Genomic DNA, 14,403 nt, shown 5'->3' with positions numbered 1-14,403 from the left:
ATCTAAAAGGACCCATGTCATTTTTATCCGTTTTTCATTAACCAACTGTTACTGCTGAGAAAAATTCATTGTATAATGCACGCAGAATTTTGTTCTCACTACTTTCTTGAACACCAAATGACAGACTGACCTCAGAAGATCCTTGGTTAATCATTTCAATATTTGCTCCAGTATTTGCAATAGCGGATGCAGCACGTGCTGCCAGTCCTGTACTATTGTTCATACCTTCTCCTACAATTACAATCATGGAAAAATGATGGCGGAAGTGGACATCATCTGCTTTAAGTTCGTTCAATACTCTACTCATAATACGTGCTTCTTTCTCTGGGTCCAGTTGATGACTACGTACAATAACAGAAATATCGTCTAATCCAGATGGTGTGTGTTCATAAGAAATATGCTCTTCTTCTAAAATTTGAAGCAGCTTACGACCAAATCCAATTTCTCGGTTCATCAAATACTTACTTACATATAAAATAGAAAAACCGTTATCAGCGGAAATTCCAGTTACTGGGCGCTTGTTGTTTTTACGTTTAGCTACTATTTTCGTTCCAGGAGCTGATGGGTTATTTGTATTTTTAATACATACTGGAATGCCACTTTTAAATACAGGCATTAATGCTTCATCATGAAATACAGAGAAGCCAGCGTAGGAAAGCTCTCGCATTTCACGGTATGTGATTTCTTCAATTTCAGCAGGATGGTTCACTACTTTAGGATTAGCGCAAAACACAGAATCGACATCCGTAAAGTTTTCGTATAAATCGGCTTTCACTGCTGCTGCAAGGATAGATCCGGTGATATCAGATCCACCACGATCGAATGTGCGAAGAGTGCCATTAGGTGTAAACCCAAAAAAACCGGGGAATACAACAACGCCAGAAAGGTGGTTTAGTGCATATAGATTGTCATATGCCTGTGGTAACGCTTGTGCTCGTTCAGGAAGATCATTTACAAGCAACCCTGCAGTCCTCGGGTTAATATATTGAGAATCGAGACCAATGCTAGTGAAATAAGCGGAAATTAGTTTTGCATTATTATCTTCTCCACTTGCTTTAATATTGTCTACAAATAATTCAAGAATACTTTGGTCTTTGTTAATACGTGAACGTAGGTCCTCTTCAATAACGTTACAAATTGTATCATCTAGTTCTAGGCCTTGTGCGATTTCTTTATAGCGATCCAAGACTTTGAATAGTTTTTCTTCTACTTCTTCTTTATGTATAGCAGCGATTGCCAATTCAATTAGTAAGTCCGTTACTTTTTTATCGGTATCGTAGCGTTTACCTGGTGCAGATACAACAATGAATTTTCGAGATGGATCTGCTTTAACTATTGCAGCTACTTTTTTAATTTGGATTGCACTTGCAACAGATGTTCCACCAAATTTACTTACTTTCATCTAATCAAATCCTTATAATTTAATGTTATTGTACTCACAGGAAAAACAAATGGTTTTATACAGTGTACAAATTAAACTCTTTAAGGTCAATAACTTTATAGCTATTTTTTAAATATATTTTTATATATACGAACTTTAATTGATTTATAATAAATAAAGTTCGCCTTTTCATTTAAATTCCATATATTAATTATATTTTTAATGCTTATATCATTAGAACACGAATTAAAAATATTTATAAAGTTTTTTGGGATTGTTAAACTGCTTCATATCAATGTTTTTTTGACACAAATAAAAATGATAGCGTTTTCAAGTATTTTGACTATATTGACAATTAGTCTACTGGTGAGTATGATGAATTTAATTCAATAAAGCGTAAACAATTTTGACGGAGATAGACTTTACAATTTGAGATCTTCAGAGAGCTGATGGTTGGTGTAAATCAGTGATTTTGTTTGTAGAGTAGCACTCTAGAATTGGTGGACTGAAAACAGAGGATTTAGGTTCATCCGTGAAATGCGCGTTAAGCATACTAATTGAGAATCTGCGAGATGATTGCAGTAAAATTTGGGTGGTACCGCGTGAGTGTATAAGCTCTTCGCCCCTTACATGTTTGTAGGGAGTGGAGGGCTTTTTTATGTTTTTAAAATAAGGAGGAGTACTGGTATTTCATTTGATGCTAAATAATCGTACAAAAATATAGTAATAAAAGGAGAAGATTCATATGACATTTAATATTCTAATCAGTGATCCACTAAGCGAAGATGGTATTTACCCATTAAGAAATGCAGAAGGATTTAATATCGTTGTTGATACTTCATTAACTCCAGAACAACTTGGCGAAAAAATTGGTGGGTTTGATGCATTGTTAGTTCGTAGCCAAACACAGGTTACTCGAGAAATTATTGAAAAAGGAACTAATTTGAAAATTATTGGTCGTGCAGGAGTTGGGGTGGATAACATCGACTTAACTGCTGCAACAGAACGTGGGATCATCGTTGTTAATGCTCCTGATGGAAATACGAACTCAGCTGCAGAACATTCTATTGCTATGCTTATGTCGCTTGCGCGCAATATCCCACAAGCCTTCCATTCCTTGAAAAATAAAAAATGGGATCGCAAAACTTTTATCGGCGTAGAAGTGAAGAACAAAACATTAGGTGTTCTAGGCTTCGGAAGAATTGGGCAGGAGGTTGCTTTCCGTGCAAAAGGGCAACGTATGAATGTCATTGCCTATGACCCATTTTTAACAGCTGAAAAAGCGGAGAAACTAGGAGTTCAGTTTGGTACAGTAGAAGAGGTGATCAAAGCGGCAGACTTTATAACAGTACATACGCCTCTATTGAAAGAAACTCGTCATTTAATAAATAAAGAAGCTTTTGAAAAAATGAAAGACGGGGTTCAAATTATTAACTGTGCTCGAGGTGGAATTATCGACGAAGATGCATTATATGATGCTATCATGTCAGGTAAAGTTGCGGGGGCGGCACTGGATGTATTTGAGGAAGAACCTTTTGTGGAGCATAAATTATTAACACTTCCACAGGTTATTGCAACACCCCATTTAGGTGCTAGTACGATAGAAGCACAAGAGATTGTAGCAATTGATGTGTCTTATGACGTTGTTAGCTTCTTACAAAATGGGACAGTGAAGAATCCTGTTAACCTTTCTTCTGTACCAAAGGATGTCCTAGCTAAAATTGAGCCATTCTTTAATCTAGCGGAGCAATTAGGTTCATTCCTAAGCGATCTTGCGGATGGAGTACCTGAGGAGGTCAATATTACTTATTCTGGGGAATTGGCAAATCTAGACACTCGTCCATTATCACGTAATGCTATAAAAGGTCTACTGAAAAGCAAATTAGGTGAATCAGTAAATGATGTAAATGCGAAATTCCTTGCAGACCGTTTGGGCATTACAGTAAACGAATTAAAAACTTCCAAGTCCAAAGGTTTTACAAGTTTAATAACGGTTGAAATGAAAACAGCGACTGGAACAAGAAAAGTAGCAGGAACATTATTAAATGGTCTAGGTGGCCGCATCGTACGTGTAGATGACTTTATCGTAGATGTAGTTCCATCTGGTTACTTATTATTCATCCGTCATAAAGACCAACCGGGTGCTATTGGTCGCGTAGGAACACTGCTTGCTTCGGAAGGTATCAATATCGCAGCGATGCAAGTGGGTCGTTCAGAAGTAGGTGGAGATGCGATTATGATGATTTCAATTGATAAGCATGTGGAAGAGTCAGGTGTTGAGCAGCTTAAGGCATTAGAAGATATCTTTGATGCAACACCGATTGATCTATAAAATAAAAAGGTGGATTCACGACAATTATATGTCGAGGATCCACCTTTTCTTAATAGAAGAAGAGTATAAAATTTAGTGCAGTGAGTTCATCTATCTAGTTATTATGAAGAATAAGATCTATACAATGATACTACTGATTTCCGTTTCAGGTGGAGAACAAAGGCTAAGTGCGCCACGTCCTGTGGCAAAGCCTTTGTGACCAACCTCCTGTTGTCCTCCGCGGGCGAGGTCGAGCCTCCTCGTTCGCTACGCTCCTGCGGGGTCTCGACTTTCTCGCTTTTCCCGCTGGAGTCGCCACTTTGCACTCTAATCAATATAGTGAGTAGTACTCCACTCTAAGATTAAGCATAGCTTCTCGCTTAGATGTTAATAGTAGTCAAAGTTAATATAGATATAAAATCGTCTGTTGAATTAGGGATATTATTCTGTAATAAAGGATGAAGAAAGTAGATTTTCTTTTAACTAGTGGAAATAAAGAGAAATAGTTAGGAAATTTTAAATAAAGAAGTGAAATAGCGAACGAAATTGCATCTTCGTGAGCTAGCTTTATCAATAGGAAAGCATCGTTTCTCTAGTTATCCAAAAAAGCACTAGCCTGTTTCGAAAAGATATAGATGTGCGACGGACAGAGAAATGCCATAAGATTACCGGAAAAAGAAGTGGTGGTCGTGACGTTAGTCACGCCCACCCTTCAAAAATTAGCTTAAAGTATAGCAACAAGTCTGTCCAAAGCGCTTCGAAAGCGATAGAAACAGGTCTTAATCTTAAAGGACCGAGCGTTTTTTTGCCCGGTTTTTCTTACGAGAGCAATGTTAAAAGCTCTCTCAAGTTTTCAATTGTATATGTAGGCCTTATTTCTTCAATTACCGGTTTTTCCTCGCGGTTAATCCATACAGATTGAATGCCAACCTTAGAAGAGCCCAATATGTCGGTCATTAAGTTATCTCCGACCATCAATACTTCTTCTGCCGATAATCCTACAATCTCTAAGGCATGTTCAAAAATGGATGGGTCAGGCTTTCCTTTACCGAAGGATCCAGAGATAAGGATATGATCAAAATATGGAGCAATCTCCGGTGTGATTTCTAATTTAGTATTTTGAAGACTTGGTGAACCGTTTGTCATTAATAATAATGAATACTTTTCTTTTAGTTGGTCTAATACTTCATAGGTTTCTTCATATACAAAGGGGCTTTCTTTTCGCATTCGTGGGAAATACTCCGCCAGCTCTCTGCCTAATTCTTCATTATTAATCCCTAACTGTTCTAATCCCTTCGTCCAAGCTAAACGCTGATATTCGGGTATGATAGCTTTCATCTTTTGAAAATCTTCAGAAGGATCGTCAAAAGTTCCCCATAGCCCTTCAAAAGGATTAATGCCGATCATTTTAGTGTAAGCACGTGTTTCATATGTATCGTACAATGTGCTTGCCTCTGAACGTACGGCTTGTTCTAGAGCAAATGGATCCACATTAACCTGAGTGGCTGCATATACGCATGTTTTGTGAAACGCAGTGGACACACTTTTATTGTCCCATAGTAAAGTATCATCTAAGTCAAAGAAAATTGCTTTTTTCATTCCCATAAACCCCCAGTACGTATTTATATAATACTTTACCGTACTAAAGAGAGTGTGTCACTAGAATGGAATCATTTTTTCAAGAATACCACCTTCACGAATAAGATTTTCTATATCTTTAATGGTAATTGGAAAATAGGGGAAGCCGTATACATACGGAGTCCATTCATACACTTGAAAATAAATGACAAGTGAATGGTCCGCTATATAAAAATCTTGATCACTTCGTATTTGTGTAAAATCCTCTAATAGAGGTACATCCCACTCGACAATTTTCTTTTCAATCATGTCAGAGAGGACTTTTACATAATTGCTGTCTGGCTTAAACAATTCACTTAGTCTATACTGCTTCCCAGTCTTGACATCAAAGGTGAGTGATTTCGTAATTGTTAGACCATGGGCACCACCTGTAAACGAATAGACAGTTAAACTTAAGCTGAGAACGCCGCGTTCATTCGTTTTAATCTCATAGGTACCGACCATTTCAACTAAATGTTCACTGTAAAATCCTTGTTCGATTAAAAGCTTGTTTAGTTCATGAATAATATCTGCATTAATCTTTTTTTCAACGGCAGGATTGGGTAGATTAGTTACTATAGGATAATACACGTTAATTTTTAGCGAACTTTTCTTAATATATTTCGTTTCTATACGAATAGGTAGATCCAAGGCAAACAACCTTTCTTCAGAAGTAATAATTTATGATATGAGTGGGAGAGGAATCATATGTTTTTAAATAGAGTGACCCTTTTCAAAGAGCCGCAAATGGAAAGGCAGTATCCATTCACCATTCCTGCAATTAGTAACTTTAATGAATTAGAGTTAACTTCTCCTGTCACTTTCTTTGTGGGAGAGAACGGGACTGGGAAATCGACATTATTAGAAGGAATTGCAGATAAATGTGAGTTTAATACTGCTGGAGGAAGTCGAAATAACCTTTATGATGTAGATGCTGCAGAAAGTGCATTGGGGAAATATCTAAGACTTTCTTGGATGCCCAAAGTAACTAGTGGTTTCTTTTTACGAGCAGAATCCTATTATCAGTTTGCTTCACATCTGGATGAACTGGAAAGAGAAAATCCTGGCCTTGGTGTGTTAGACAGTTATGGTGGAAAATCCCTTCATGAGCAATCCCATGGTGAGTCATTTTTGTCGTTATTTAAAAATCGATTTAATGGTAGGGCTATTTATCTGTTAGACGAACCAGAGGCAGCATTATCACCGCAGAGACAATTGGCATTTTTACGTATCATGCATGATTTGATCAAAGAACAGAATTGCCAGTTTATCATTGCGACACACTCTCCAATATTATTAGGATATCCTGAAGCGACGATCCTAAGTTTTGATGAAGGACAAATTGAGGAAATCGATTATGAACTGACAGCGCATTATCAAATTACAAAGTATTTTTTAGATCATAGGGAAAAATTTTTAGAAGAGTTATTTGAAGGTGAGTAGATGTATGTAATCATAAATTATTTAGATGATATGTTATTTTTTATAGGGATTGCCTTTCCATTGATCGTCATTTGGCGACTATTTCGTTGGAAGAAGAGAGGATTTAAGCTTAAAGAGACTTTACATGAGATTGGAATATTAGTGTTTTTCTCAGTACTTGTTGGTCTTTTTTCTCAAACAATAATACCTAAAGTAGGGGAGGTACCTGCTTATACTACTGGTGTAAATTTGGAGTTATTTCGTGTTGTGGAAGAAACCTACAAGTCAGTTGTATACCTAGGTTTTTGGCAACCATTTTATATAAACTTCCTTGGTAATATCATTCTATTTATGCCAATTGGATTTCTTCTACCTTTACTATTTAAAAGGATGGAACTTTTTATATTACCTGTATTTGTGGGATTATGTATCTCCTTATTTATTGAAATTATGCAGATTCCACAAAGTAGGAGTAGTGACGTGGATGATTTGTGGCTGAATACACTTGGGACATTTCTAGGCTATGTATGCTATTACTTTGTTCGTAAAGCTTTCCCATTATTTACGGGTGCTTTCAAAAGAATGAAAAGACAAGTTTATTAAACCTTAGAATGGGTAAAATACAATGGAATAAAATCTGCAAGGAGACATTAACATGATGATGATAAAAGAATCACAAACAGAACAAAAACGTGATGGAATTATTGAAGAATTTGTAAATAAAGGTGTATATAAAATTGATGGAAGACAATTATATGAGTTGAATTTTTATGAATTAATGAAGGAATATACAACTGAAGAGGAAAGTAAATAAGTGCCTTTTTAACAGGCACTTTTTTTTATCTAAATCTCTATAATCTATAAATAATAGTCGATATAAAAAATATGGTACACTTGACTTAAATACGGATAAGGTGGAAACAAATTTGACTTTTATAACTAACTTAAATGAAACATTACAAAACAAATGGCAGGATGCAAATTTTGCATCACCAATGCCTATACAATCTCAATTAATCCCACATATGCTGGATGGCTCTGATATTGTTGCAGAATCTCCAACAGGAACGGGAAAAACGCTTGCTTATGTACTTCCAATCTTGCAAATGGTTGACCCTACCAAAAAACATATTCAGGCAATGGTAATCATTCCTTCTCAAGAACTTGGAATGCAAATTGTAGAGGTTTTTCGTGAATGGGTGAAAGGTACAGACATTTCAGTTGCACAATTAATTGGTGGAGCAAATATTCACAGACAAATTGATGTACTTAAAAAGAAACCGACAATTGTCGTTGGAACCCCTGGTAGATTGCAAGAACTAGTAAAAACGAAAAAACTAAAAATGCATGAAATAAACATCGTTGTCCTAGATGAAGGAGACCAACTTCTGAGCAGAGAACATCGCACAACTGTAAAAAGTTTAGTTGATGCAACTGTCGAAAGCCAACTAATAGTAACTTCTGCAACAATCACAGAAGAAATAGAACTTGTTGCGGAACGTATGATGAAGAATCCTGTGCGTATTCAAGTAGCAGCAGAAGATATTCCTTCGCAAGGGGAAGTTATCCATAGTTTCGTGAAGACAGAACCTCGTGATAAAACTGAATTACTGCGTAGAATATCTTACTTGAAAGGTATGCGAGGCCTTGCATTTGTAAATAGTTTAGATCAGCTATTAATGAAGGATGCAAAACTTTCTTATAGAGATGCGCCGATTGTATCCCTACATTCTGAAATGAAAAAGGATGAACGGAAGAAAGCATTAGATGATTTTAAAAGCGGTAAAGTAAGTTTACTAATTGCTACAGATGTGGCAGCAAGAGGATTAGATATATCTGGACTTACTCATGTAATCCATGTAGATGTACCACATTCAGTGGAACAATACTTACATCGTTCAGGACGCACAGGTCGTGCGGGTGCTGATGGAGAGGTAATGACATTATTAACTTATTCCGATGAAAAGACTTTTAAAAAGTGGACAAAAGAGCTTCCTAAAAAGCCAATTCAAAAAGTATGGTATCGCGGAGAGTTAATCGAGGGGACATCTAAAACTATTAGTCAAAAGGGGAAATAAAGATGGATTTTCAACAAAAGCTTGAAGAGTATGCAGAATTAGTAGTGAAGGTTGGCCTGAATATACAGCCGAACCAACCACTTCTTATAAATACGACGACAGATACAATTGAATTTACACGATTAATAGTGAAAAAAGCTTATGAAGCTGGCGCAAAAAGAGTAGATGTCAACTATACAGATGAAGTAAATGCACGCGCATTTTATGATTTTGCTCCAGATGAAGCGTTCCATGAATTTCCTAAGTGGGCTGCTATGCAGCGCGACGAGTTAATCGAAAATAAAGGCGCATTATTATGGATTGACGCGGATAACCCAGATCTACTAGAAGGTGTTTCGATTGACCGTATTTCAAGCTTTCAAAAGGCAAGTGGGAAAGCGTTAGAAAATTATCGAAAAGCTGTGATGAATGATGTAATTACATGGTCCATCGTTGCAATGCCTTCAGAGAAATGGGCTGCCAAAGTTTTCCCTGATCTGAAGCCTGAAGAACAAATGCAAGCCCTTTGGGAGTTAATATTCCAAGTTGTGCGCATCGGTGAAGGCACAGCAGTTCAACAGTGGAAAGAACATATTGATAACTTGGAAAGTAGAGCGGCACTACTAAATAATAAGCATTTCAAAAAGCTACACTATAAAGCAGAAGGAACAGATATTCAAGTGGAACTTCCAAAAGAACATATTTGGATGTCCGGAGCTAGTAAAAATGGTCAAAACACACCATTTATAGCAAATATGCCAACAGAAGAAGTATATACTGCACCACTTAAAACAGGTGTAAATGGCTATGTGAAAAATACAAAGCCATTTGTTTATCAAGGAAATGTAATAGATGATTTTACTTTGACTTTTGAAAATGGGAAGATTACTTCTATTAAAGCTGCAACTGGTGAGAAACTATTGCAAGAGTTAATTGGAACAGATGAGGGAGCAAAGTATTTAGGAGAGATTGCTTTAGTGCCACATGAATCACCTATTTCGGCTTCGAATGTATTATTCTTTAACACCTTATTTGATGAAAATGCCTCCAACCATTTTGCAATTGGAGAAGCATACCCTACCTGTGTGGAAGGTGCTCGTGGCTTAACTCATAGTGAATTAGAAGCTATGGGTATTAACACCTCCATTGTGCATGAAGACTTTATGATTGGTAGTGGCGACATGGATATTATGGGAGAATTAGCAGATGGATCAATGGAGCCTATATTCAAAAAAGGAGCATGGGCTTTTTAAGGAGTGAGTAGTTTGAAAAAAATGCTTGGTACTTTAATCATTCTGTTTATCTCATTTGGCTCTATCACAGTAGATGCAAAGGGAACTGAAGTCTATATAGCACTTGGCGATTCTTTGGCAGCCGGTCAAACACCAAATCGTGCCATCGATACTGGTTATACAGACTTAATCGCACAGAAACTAACTACAACAGGACAGCTGGCTTTCTATTCAAAAGCATTAGCATTTCCAGGATATACAACAGCAGATGTTCTTGAGAGTATTCAGACAGATGAAGCGAAAGAGTTGCTGAAGAAGGCTACGTTAGTTACGATATCCGCAGGAGCAAATGATTTGCTACAAATGGTACAAGTGAATTCAACGAGTGGTTCTGTAGCATATCAACAAATTTCAGCTGATTTTGCTTTAAATAATGCGCGAAAAAATATAGAGCAGATTATTAAAGAAGTGCAAGTACTAACACCAAAAGCAAAAATTTATGTCATGGGTTATTATTTTGCTTATCCTCATGTCAGAGAGTCGCAAAAGAGTGGTATTAAAAAAGAGTTAGACCGTTTGCAGCTTATATTAAAAAAACAATCAGAGGCAAATGGAGCAACTTATGTGTCAGTAGAAGAGTCATTTGGAGTTAATGCAACGACATTATTACCAAATCCTGCAGATGTCCATCCAACGATGGAAGGTTATCGTATTATGGCAAATGCATTTTTTTCACAGTACAACAAGGGAATATTTGTGACCCAAAGTGAGTTGCCAGCACCGAATCCACTATCGTTTGAACAAATTCTGAATGCTAGTAAAGAAGAAGGAAAATCTCCTGTAGCTAAGGCAGAGGGAATGGACAACTACTACTCATTAACAGAATTGAAGCCACTAATATAGCATGTTGCTTACCTTTCCAAATGCTTAGCTGTATTGACGCTTGGGGGAAGTTGCTTAAATAGGGGTAGAAGTTGCAAGTTTACTGATGAATGCTGCGCAAAAGCACCTCCTATACTAAAAAAACTGTCCCCTTATTTAGGAGGACAGTTTTTTAGCGAGTAGTTTTTTTAGATTTTAACACTTTGCGGATAATGGGATAAACAATTGGTGCAAATTTAATTGCTGTTTTAACTAAGTTTTTTACTTTCATCATAATCGCTCCTTGGCTTTCGTTATTAATAATTATGTACCCTTAAGAGCCTATAAATAAACGTTATCTTAATACTTTAATGCCTTGAACAATATTCCAAACCATTACTATAACATACACAAGCATATATATACCGATTAGTATTAAAGGTCCCACTGCCATCCAAAGGGTAGGCTGTTCATTATATCCAGTTGTAAAAGGCATAAAACTTGAAAAGATACTAATGAACAAAATTACTAATAAAACAACAGGTATGATATGAGAGATTAAGGATTTTTTTGCATGATATTTAACCTCAGGATCCTGTGAGACAAAATAAACGATGATGGGCAATAAAAAGGGAGCAAACAAAACACTAAAATAGGAAAGTGCTGATAAAATTCTTGGATTATCCAGTTTATATCACCTCTATTCTTTCTAATATATCCTACGAAATTATGATATTTTTCTCACTTTTACCTAAGGAGACTAAGATGTTTTTATAAGTTTCCGTAGAGGAAATAGATACATATTCTTTTTCACCATGCCAATCCCCACCACTTGGTCCAAACTCAATAGCGCCTGCTCCAGTTTCTGCATAAAAGCGAGCATCAGCTGCTCCATGCTGCCCAAATAACACAGCAGGTTTTCCTATAAACTGTGAAGTGACCTGAGCAATACGTTCGATATATGGGTTAATAGCTTCAGTTGTTACTGCAGGAGCGGTAGTGTGCACTTGTATTTCACTATTGGGAAATTCTTCTGTCAACGTTTGGAGATCTAAAAGAATACTATGCATATCTTGTCCAGGTACGTAACGAAGATCATAACTTACTATGCACTCATCGGGCACTACGTTATATCGTTCTCCTGCTTGTATTTTTGCCAAGTTTAAGGAAGGATAATCATAGAACTCATTGCTTGCTGTTAAAAAAGAAAGTTTGCGAAGCTGTTGGTCAAAAAGAAACGCTTGTTCAATTGCATTTATTCCTTCCCAAGGACGACTACCATGACTAGATTTGCCCTTAAGTATTACATCAAACTGGATAATTCCTTTTGCCTGTAAGCCAATTTGTAGATAGGTAGGTTCTCCACATATAACAAAGTCACCGATATATCCTTGATCGACCAAAAATTTGGATGTCTCTCCGTCTGTTTCCTCATCGGTTACGATATGTAGTTGGATTTTTTGAGCAAGATTTTCAGGTTGTTTAGATAGCTCATAAAAGGCTTGCATCATCGCTGCAACTCCCGCTTTCATATCAGCTGTTCCACGACCATATAAATAATCTCCCTCAATATAAGGCTGAAATTGTGAAGTTTCTCCTGGAACAACATCTACGTGACCATTCCAAATCATACATTTATCACCGTCTCCTATTACTGCCATAAGCATCAGTTTTTCCTCATGCTTTAAGATCGTAGTAGTAATACCTCGTTCCTCTAGCCAATTCTCACAAAATAACAAAGCATTATTTGCGCCTTCCAATGTGTCACTTTTGATACGTATTAAATCTTTTAATAATGTAATCATGTAAACATCCCCTTACGCATATAGTTTTTACAAGTATAACAAAAGAACAAAAGAAGGTTGCAATACTTTATCTATTCAGCTACAATGAACTCGAACTAAATAATTCAAACCACAAGGGGCGCCGTTGATACGGCTGAGATAGTACCCTTCGAACCTGTAAGTTAATACTTGCGTAGGGATGTGGATGGAAACTGACAATCGCGCGATGTCTGGGTCTATCCCGGGGGTCGTTTTTTTTGTGGTCAAAAAAAGGGGATTGTCATGAAGAATAATCGAGTATTAATATTAATGGAAATCGCTATTTTTGCAGCTTTAGGATATGTTTTAGATATGATCGGCTTTGGAATGCCGCAAGGTGGATCAGTTACATTCGTTTTAGTACCTGTTATTTTAATGGCTTTTCGTCGTGGTATTGTAGCAGGTTTAACTACTGGATTTTTAATAGGTGTATTACAAGTCGTTACAGGCCGTTTTTACGCAGCTCCCTTATCATTTGAAATAGTGATAGCACAAGTAGCAATAGATTATTTCATCGCATTTATGGTAGCTGGTTTTGCTGGTTTTCTGAGACCTGCGTTTTTACATGCATTTGAACAAAAGGATAAAATGAAAATGGTTAGAGCAGTTGTCTTGGGAACGTTCATCGCAGCTTTTCTTCGTTATTTAGCACATGTAACTTCAGGTATTCTATTCTTTGGTGAATTTGCTGGTGAGCAAAATGTTATTTTGTATTCGTTGATCTATAATTCTACTTATATGATTCCTGTATTTTTAGTAGCAGCTTTCATTTGTTCGATATTATTTGTTAAAGCTCCACGCCTCACACTGCCGAATCTTCACTAAATATGGTATGATTAGAATACATTTAGTGAAGAAGGGATCTTGTTAAGATGATTGTACAAACTGACGAAGAGTTAGTAGCATTAAAAAAAATAGGGCGTATTGTTGCAGAAATTCGAGATGTAATGAAGGCTGCTACTAAACCTGGTGTGACTACGAAAGAGTTAGATGAAATCGGCGGAAAGCTATTTAAAGAGCATGGCGCGATTTCTGGACCAATGGGAGAATACGATTTTCCGGGATATACTTGTATTAGTGTTAATGAGGAAGTAGCTCATGGTATGCCAGGCGCTCGTGTTATAAAAGATGGTGATATCGTGAATATAGACGTTTCAGGATCGCTTGATGGTTATTTTGCAGACACAGGAATTTCTTTTGTCGTAGGCGAAGGATATGAAGAGAAAGAGAAGTTGTGTGCTGTAGCTGAGAGTGCATTTGAGCGTGCAATGCTAAAAGTTAAAGCAGGTTCAAGATTGAACCAAATTGGTAAAGCAGTAGCTAGAGAAGCCAAAGATAATGGCTTGCATGTTATTATGAACCTAACTGGACATGGTATTGGGAAATCACTTCATGAAGCTCCTCAACATGTATTGAATTATTATGATGCATGGGATCCAACAATATTAAAAGAAGGAATGGTTTTAGCAGTTGAGCCATTTATTTCTGCGAAGGCAGAGCATATTGTGGAATCAGGTGATGGTTGGACATTTATCACTCCTGATAAATCCTTAGTAGCACAGATTGAGCATACAATTGTTGTCACAAAAGGTGCACCAATTTTATTAACTAAATTAGATTAAAACAAAACGCCTTCAAGAGTTTACTCTTTTGAAGGCGTTTTTTAAATTAAGAATATGAATTATCCTACTACGAAGTA

Annotated in this window: 14 protein-coding genes, 1 riboswitch and 1 other annotated feature; of the genes, 9 read left to right on the top strand and 5 right to left on the bottom strand. The window is 36.7% G+C overall.

Annotated elements, in window-relative coordinates; all coding sequences use genetic code 11:
• Window positions 1–37: 37 nt before the first annotated feature.
• Window positions 38–1,402 (bottom strand): aspartate kinase, encoded by a 1,365-nt coding sequence (locus MHI47_RS15560; protein ID WP_340763374.1) that lies wholly within the window; start codon window positions 1,400–1,402, stop codon window positions 38–40.
• A gap of 376 nt (window positions 1,403–1,778) precedes the next feature.
• Window positions 1,779–2,011, top strand: a binding site (T-box leader).
• Between the two features lie 115 nt (window positions 2,012–2,126).
• Here MHI47_RS15560 and serA point away from each other — a divergent pair.
• Window positions 2,127–3,713 carry a phosphoglycerate dehydrogenase gene (gene serA / locus MHI47_RS15555; protein WP_340831412.1) on the top strand — a complete coding sequence of 529 codons (1,587 nt, stop codon included), beginning with the start codon at window positions 2,127–2,129 and terminating at the stop codon, window positions 3,711–3,713.
• A gap of 798 nt (window positions 3,714–4,511) precedes the next feature.
• Here serA and MHI47_RS15550 read toward each other — a convergent pair.
• The gene (locus tag MHI47_RS15550; protein ID WP_340831410.1) at window positions 4,512–5,291 is read right to left on the bottom strand and encodes an HAD family hydrolase; all 780 of its coding nucleotides are present in this window, start codon (window positions 5,289–5,291) and stop codon (window positions 4,512–4,514) included.
• 60 nt (window positions 5,292–5,351) lie between these two features.
• Window positions 5,352–5,960, bottom strand: coding sequence for a DUF3298 and DUF4163 domain-containing protein (locus tag MHI47_RS15545; protein WP_340831409.1), 609 nt, complete (start codon window positions 5,958–5,960; stop codon window positions 5,352–5,354).
• A 57-nt stretch (window positions 5,961–6,017) separates the two neighbouring features.
• Between MHI47_RS15545 and MHI47_RS15540 the strand changes: the two genes are divergently transcribed.
• From MHI47_RS15540 to MHI47_RS15515, 6 genes are all read left to right on the top strand, one after another.
• Window positions 6,018–6,752, top strand: a complete 735-nt coding sequence (locus MHI47_RS15540; RefSeq protein ID WP_093538135.1) for an AAA family ATPase — start codon at window positions 6,018–6,020, stop codon at window positions 6,750–6,752.
• A complete protein-coding gene (locus MHI47_RS15535; RefSeq protein ID WP_340831407.1) occupies window positions 6,753–7,334 on the top strand; it encodes a VanZ family protein in 582 nt (193 codons plus the stop codon).
• Between the two features lie 52 nt (window positions 7,335–7,386).
• On the top strand, window positions 7,387–7,545 hold the full coding sequence (locus tag MHI47_RS15530) for a Fur-regulated basic protein FbpA (protein ID WP_139219931.1): 159 nt from the start codon (window positions 7,387–7,389) through the stop codon (window positions 7,543–7,545).
• A 112-nt stretch (window positions 7,546–7,657) separates the two neighbouring features.
• Entirely contained in the window at window positions 7,658–8,809 is a 1,152-nt protein-coding gene (locus MHI47_RS15525; protein WP_093538137.1) for a DEAD/DEAH box helicase, read from the top strand.
• Between the two features lie 2 nt (window positions 8,810–8,811).
• Entirely contained in the window at window positions 8,812–10,041 is a 1,230-nt protein-coding gene (locus MHI47_RS15520) for an aminopeptidase (RefSeq protein WP_340763367.1), read from the top strand.
• Window positions 10,042–10,062: 21 nt separating this feature from the next.
• Window positions 10,063–10,923, top strand: a complete 861-nt coding sequence (locus tag MHI47_RS15515; RefSeq protein ID WP_340832075.1) for an SGNH/GDSL hydrolase family protein — start codon at window positions 10,063–10,065, stop codon at window positions 10,921–10,923.
• A 313-nt stretch (window positions 10,924–11,236) separates the two neighbouring features.
• Here the strand turns inward: MHI47_RS15515 and MHI47_RS15510 are convergent, their stop codons facing one another.
• Both MHI47_RS15510 and MHI47_RS15505 read right to left on the bottom strand, forming a co-directional pair.
• Entirely contained in the window at window positions 11,237–11,569 is a 333-nt protein-coding gene (locus MHI47_RS15510; protein ID WP_340832074.1) for a DUF4870 domain-containing protein, read from the bottom strand.
• A 31-nt stretch (window positions 11,570–11,600) separates the two neighbouring features.
• Entirely contained in the window at window positions 11,601–12,686 is a 1,086-nt protein-coding gene (locus MHI47_RS15505; RefSeq protein WP_340831406.1) for a M20 family metallopeptidase, read from the bottom strand.
• A 104-nt stretch (window positions 12,687–12,790) separates the two neighbouring features.
• Window positions 12,791–12,882, top strand: a riboswitch (TPP riboswitch).
• A 65-nt stretch (window positions 12,883–12,947) separates the two neighbouring features.
• Between MHI47_RS15505 and thiT the strand changes: the two genes are divergently transcribed.
• Both thiT and map read left to right on the top strand, forming a co-directional pair.
• The gene (gene thiT / locus MHI47_RS15500) at window positions 12,948–13,529 is read left to right on the top strand and encodes an energy-coupled thiamine transporter ThiT (protein WP_093538141.1); all 582 of its coding nucleotides are present in this window, start codon (window positions 12,948–12,950) and stop codon (window positions 13,527–13,529) included.
• Between the two features lie 47 nt (window positions 13,530–13,576).
• Complete coding sequence (map, locus tag MHI47_RS15495) at window positions 13,577–14,326, top strand: type I methionyl aminopeptidase (protein ID WP_093538142.1); 750 nt, start codon at window positions 13,577–13,579, stop codon at window positions 14,324–14,326.
• Window positions 14,327–14,403: the final 77 nt, after the last annotated feature.

Origin of the sequence: Psychrobacillus sp. FSL H8-0487 (genome assembly GCF_038008385.1) — a bacterium.
GTDB lineage: Bacteria > Bacillota > Bacilli > Bacillales_A > Planococcaceae > Psychrobacillus > Psychrobacillus psychrotolerans.
The sequence above is the reverse complement of the archived record's forward strand: the minus strand, read 5'-3'. Positions and strand labels throughout refer to the sequence as shown.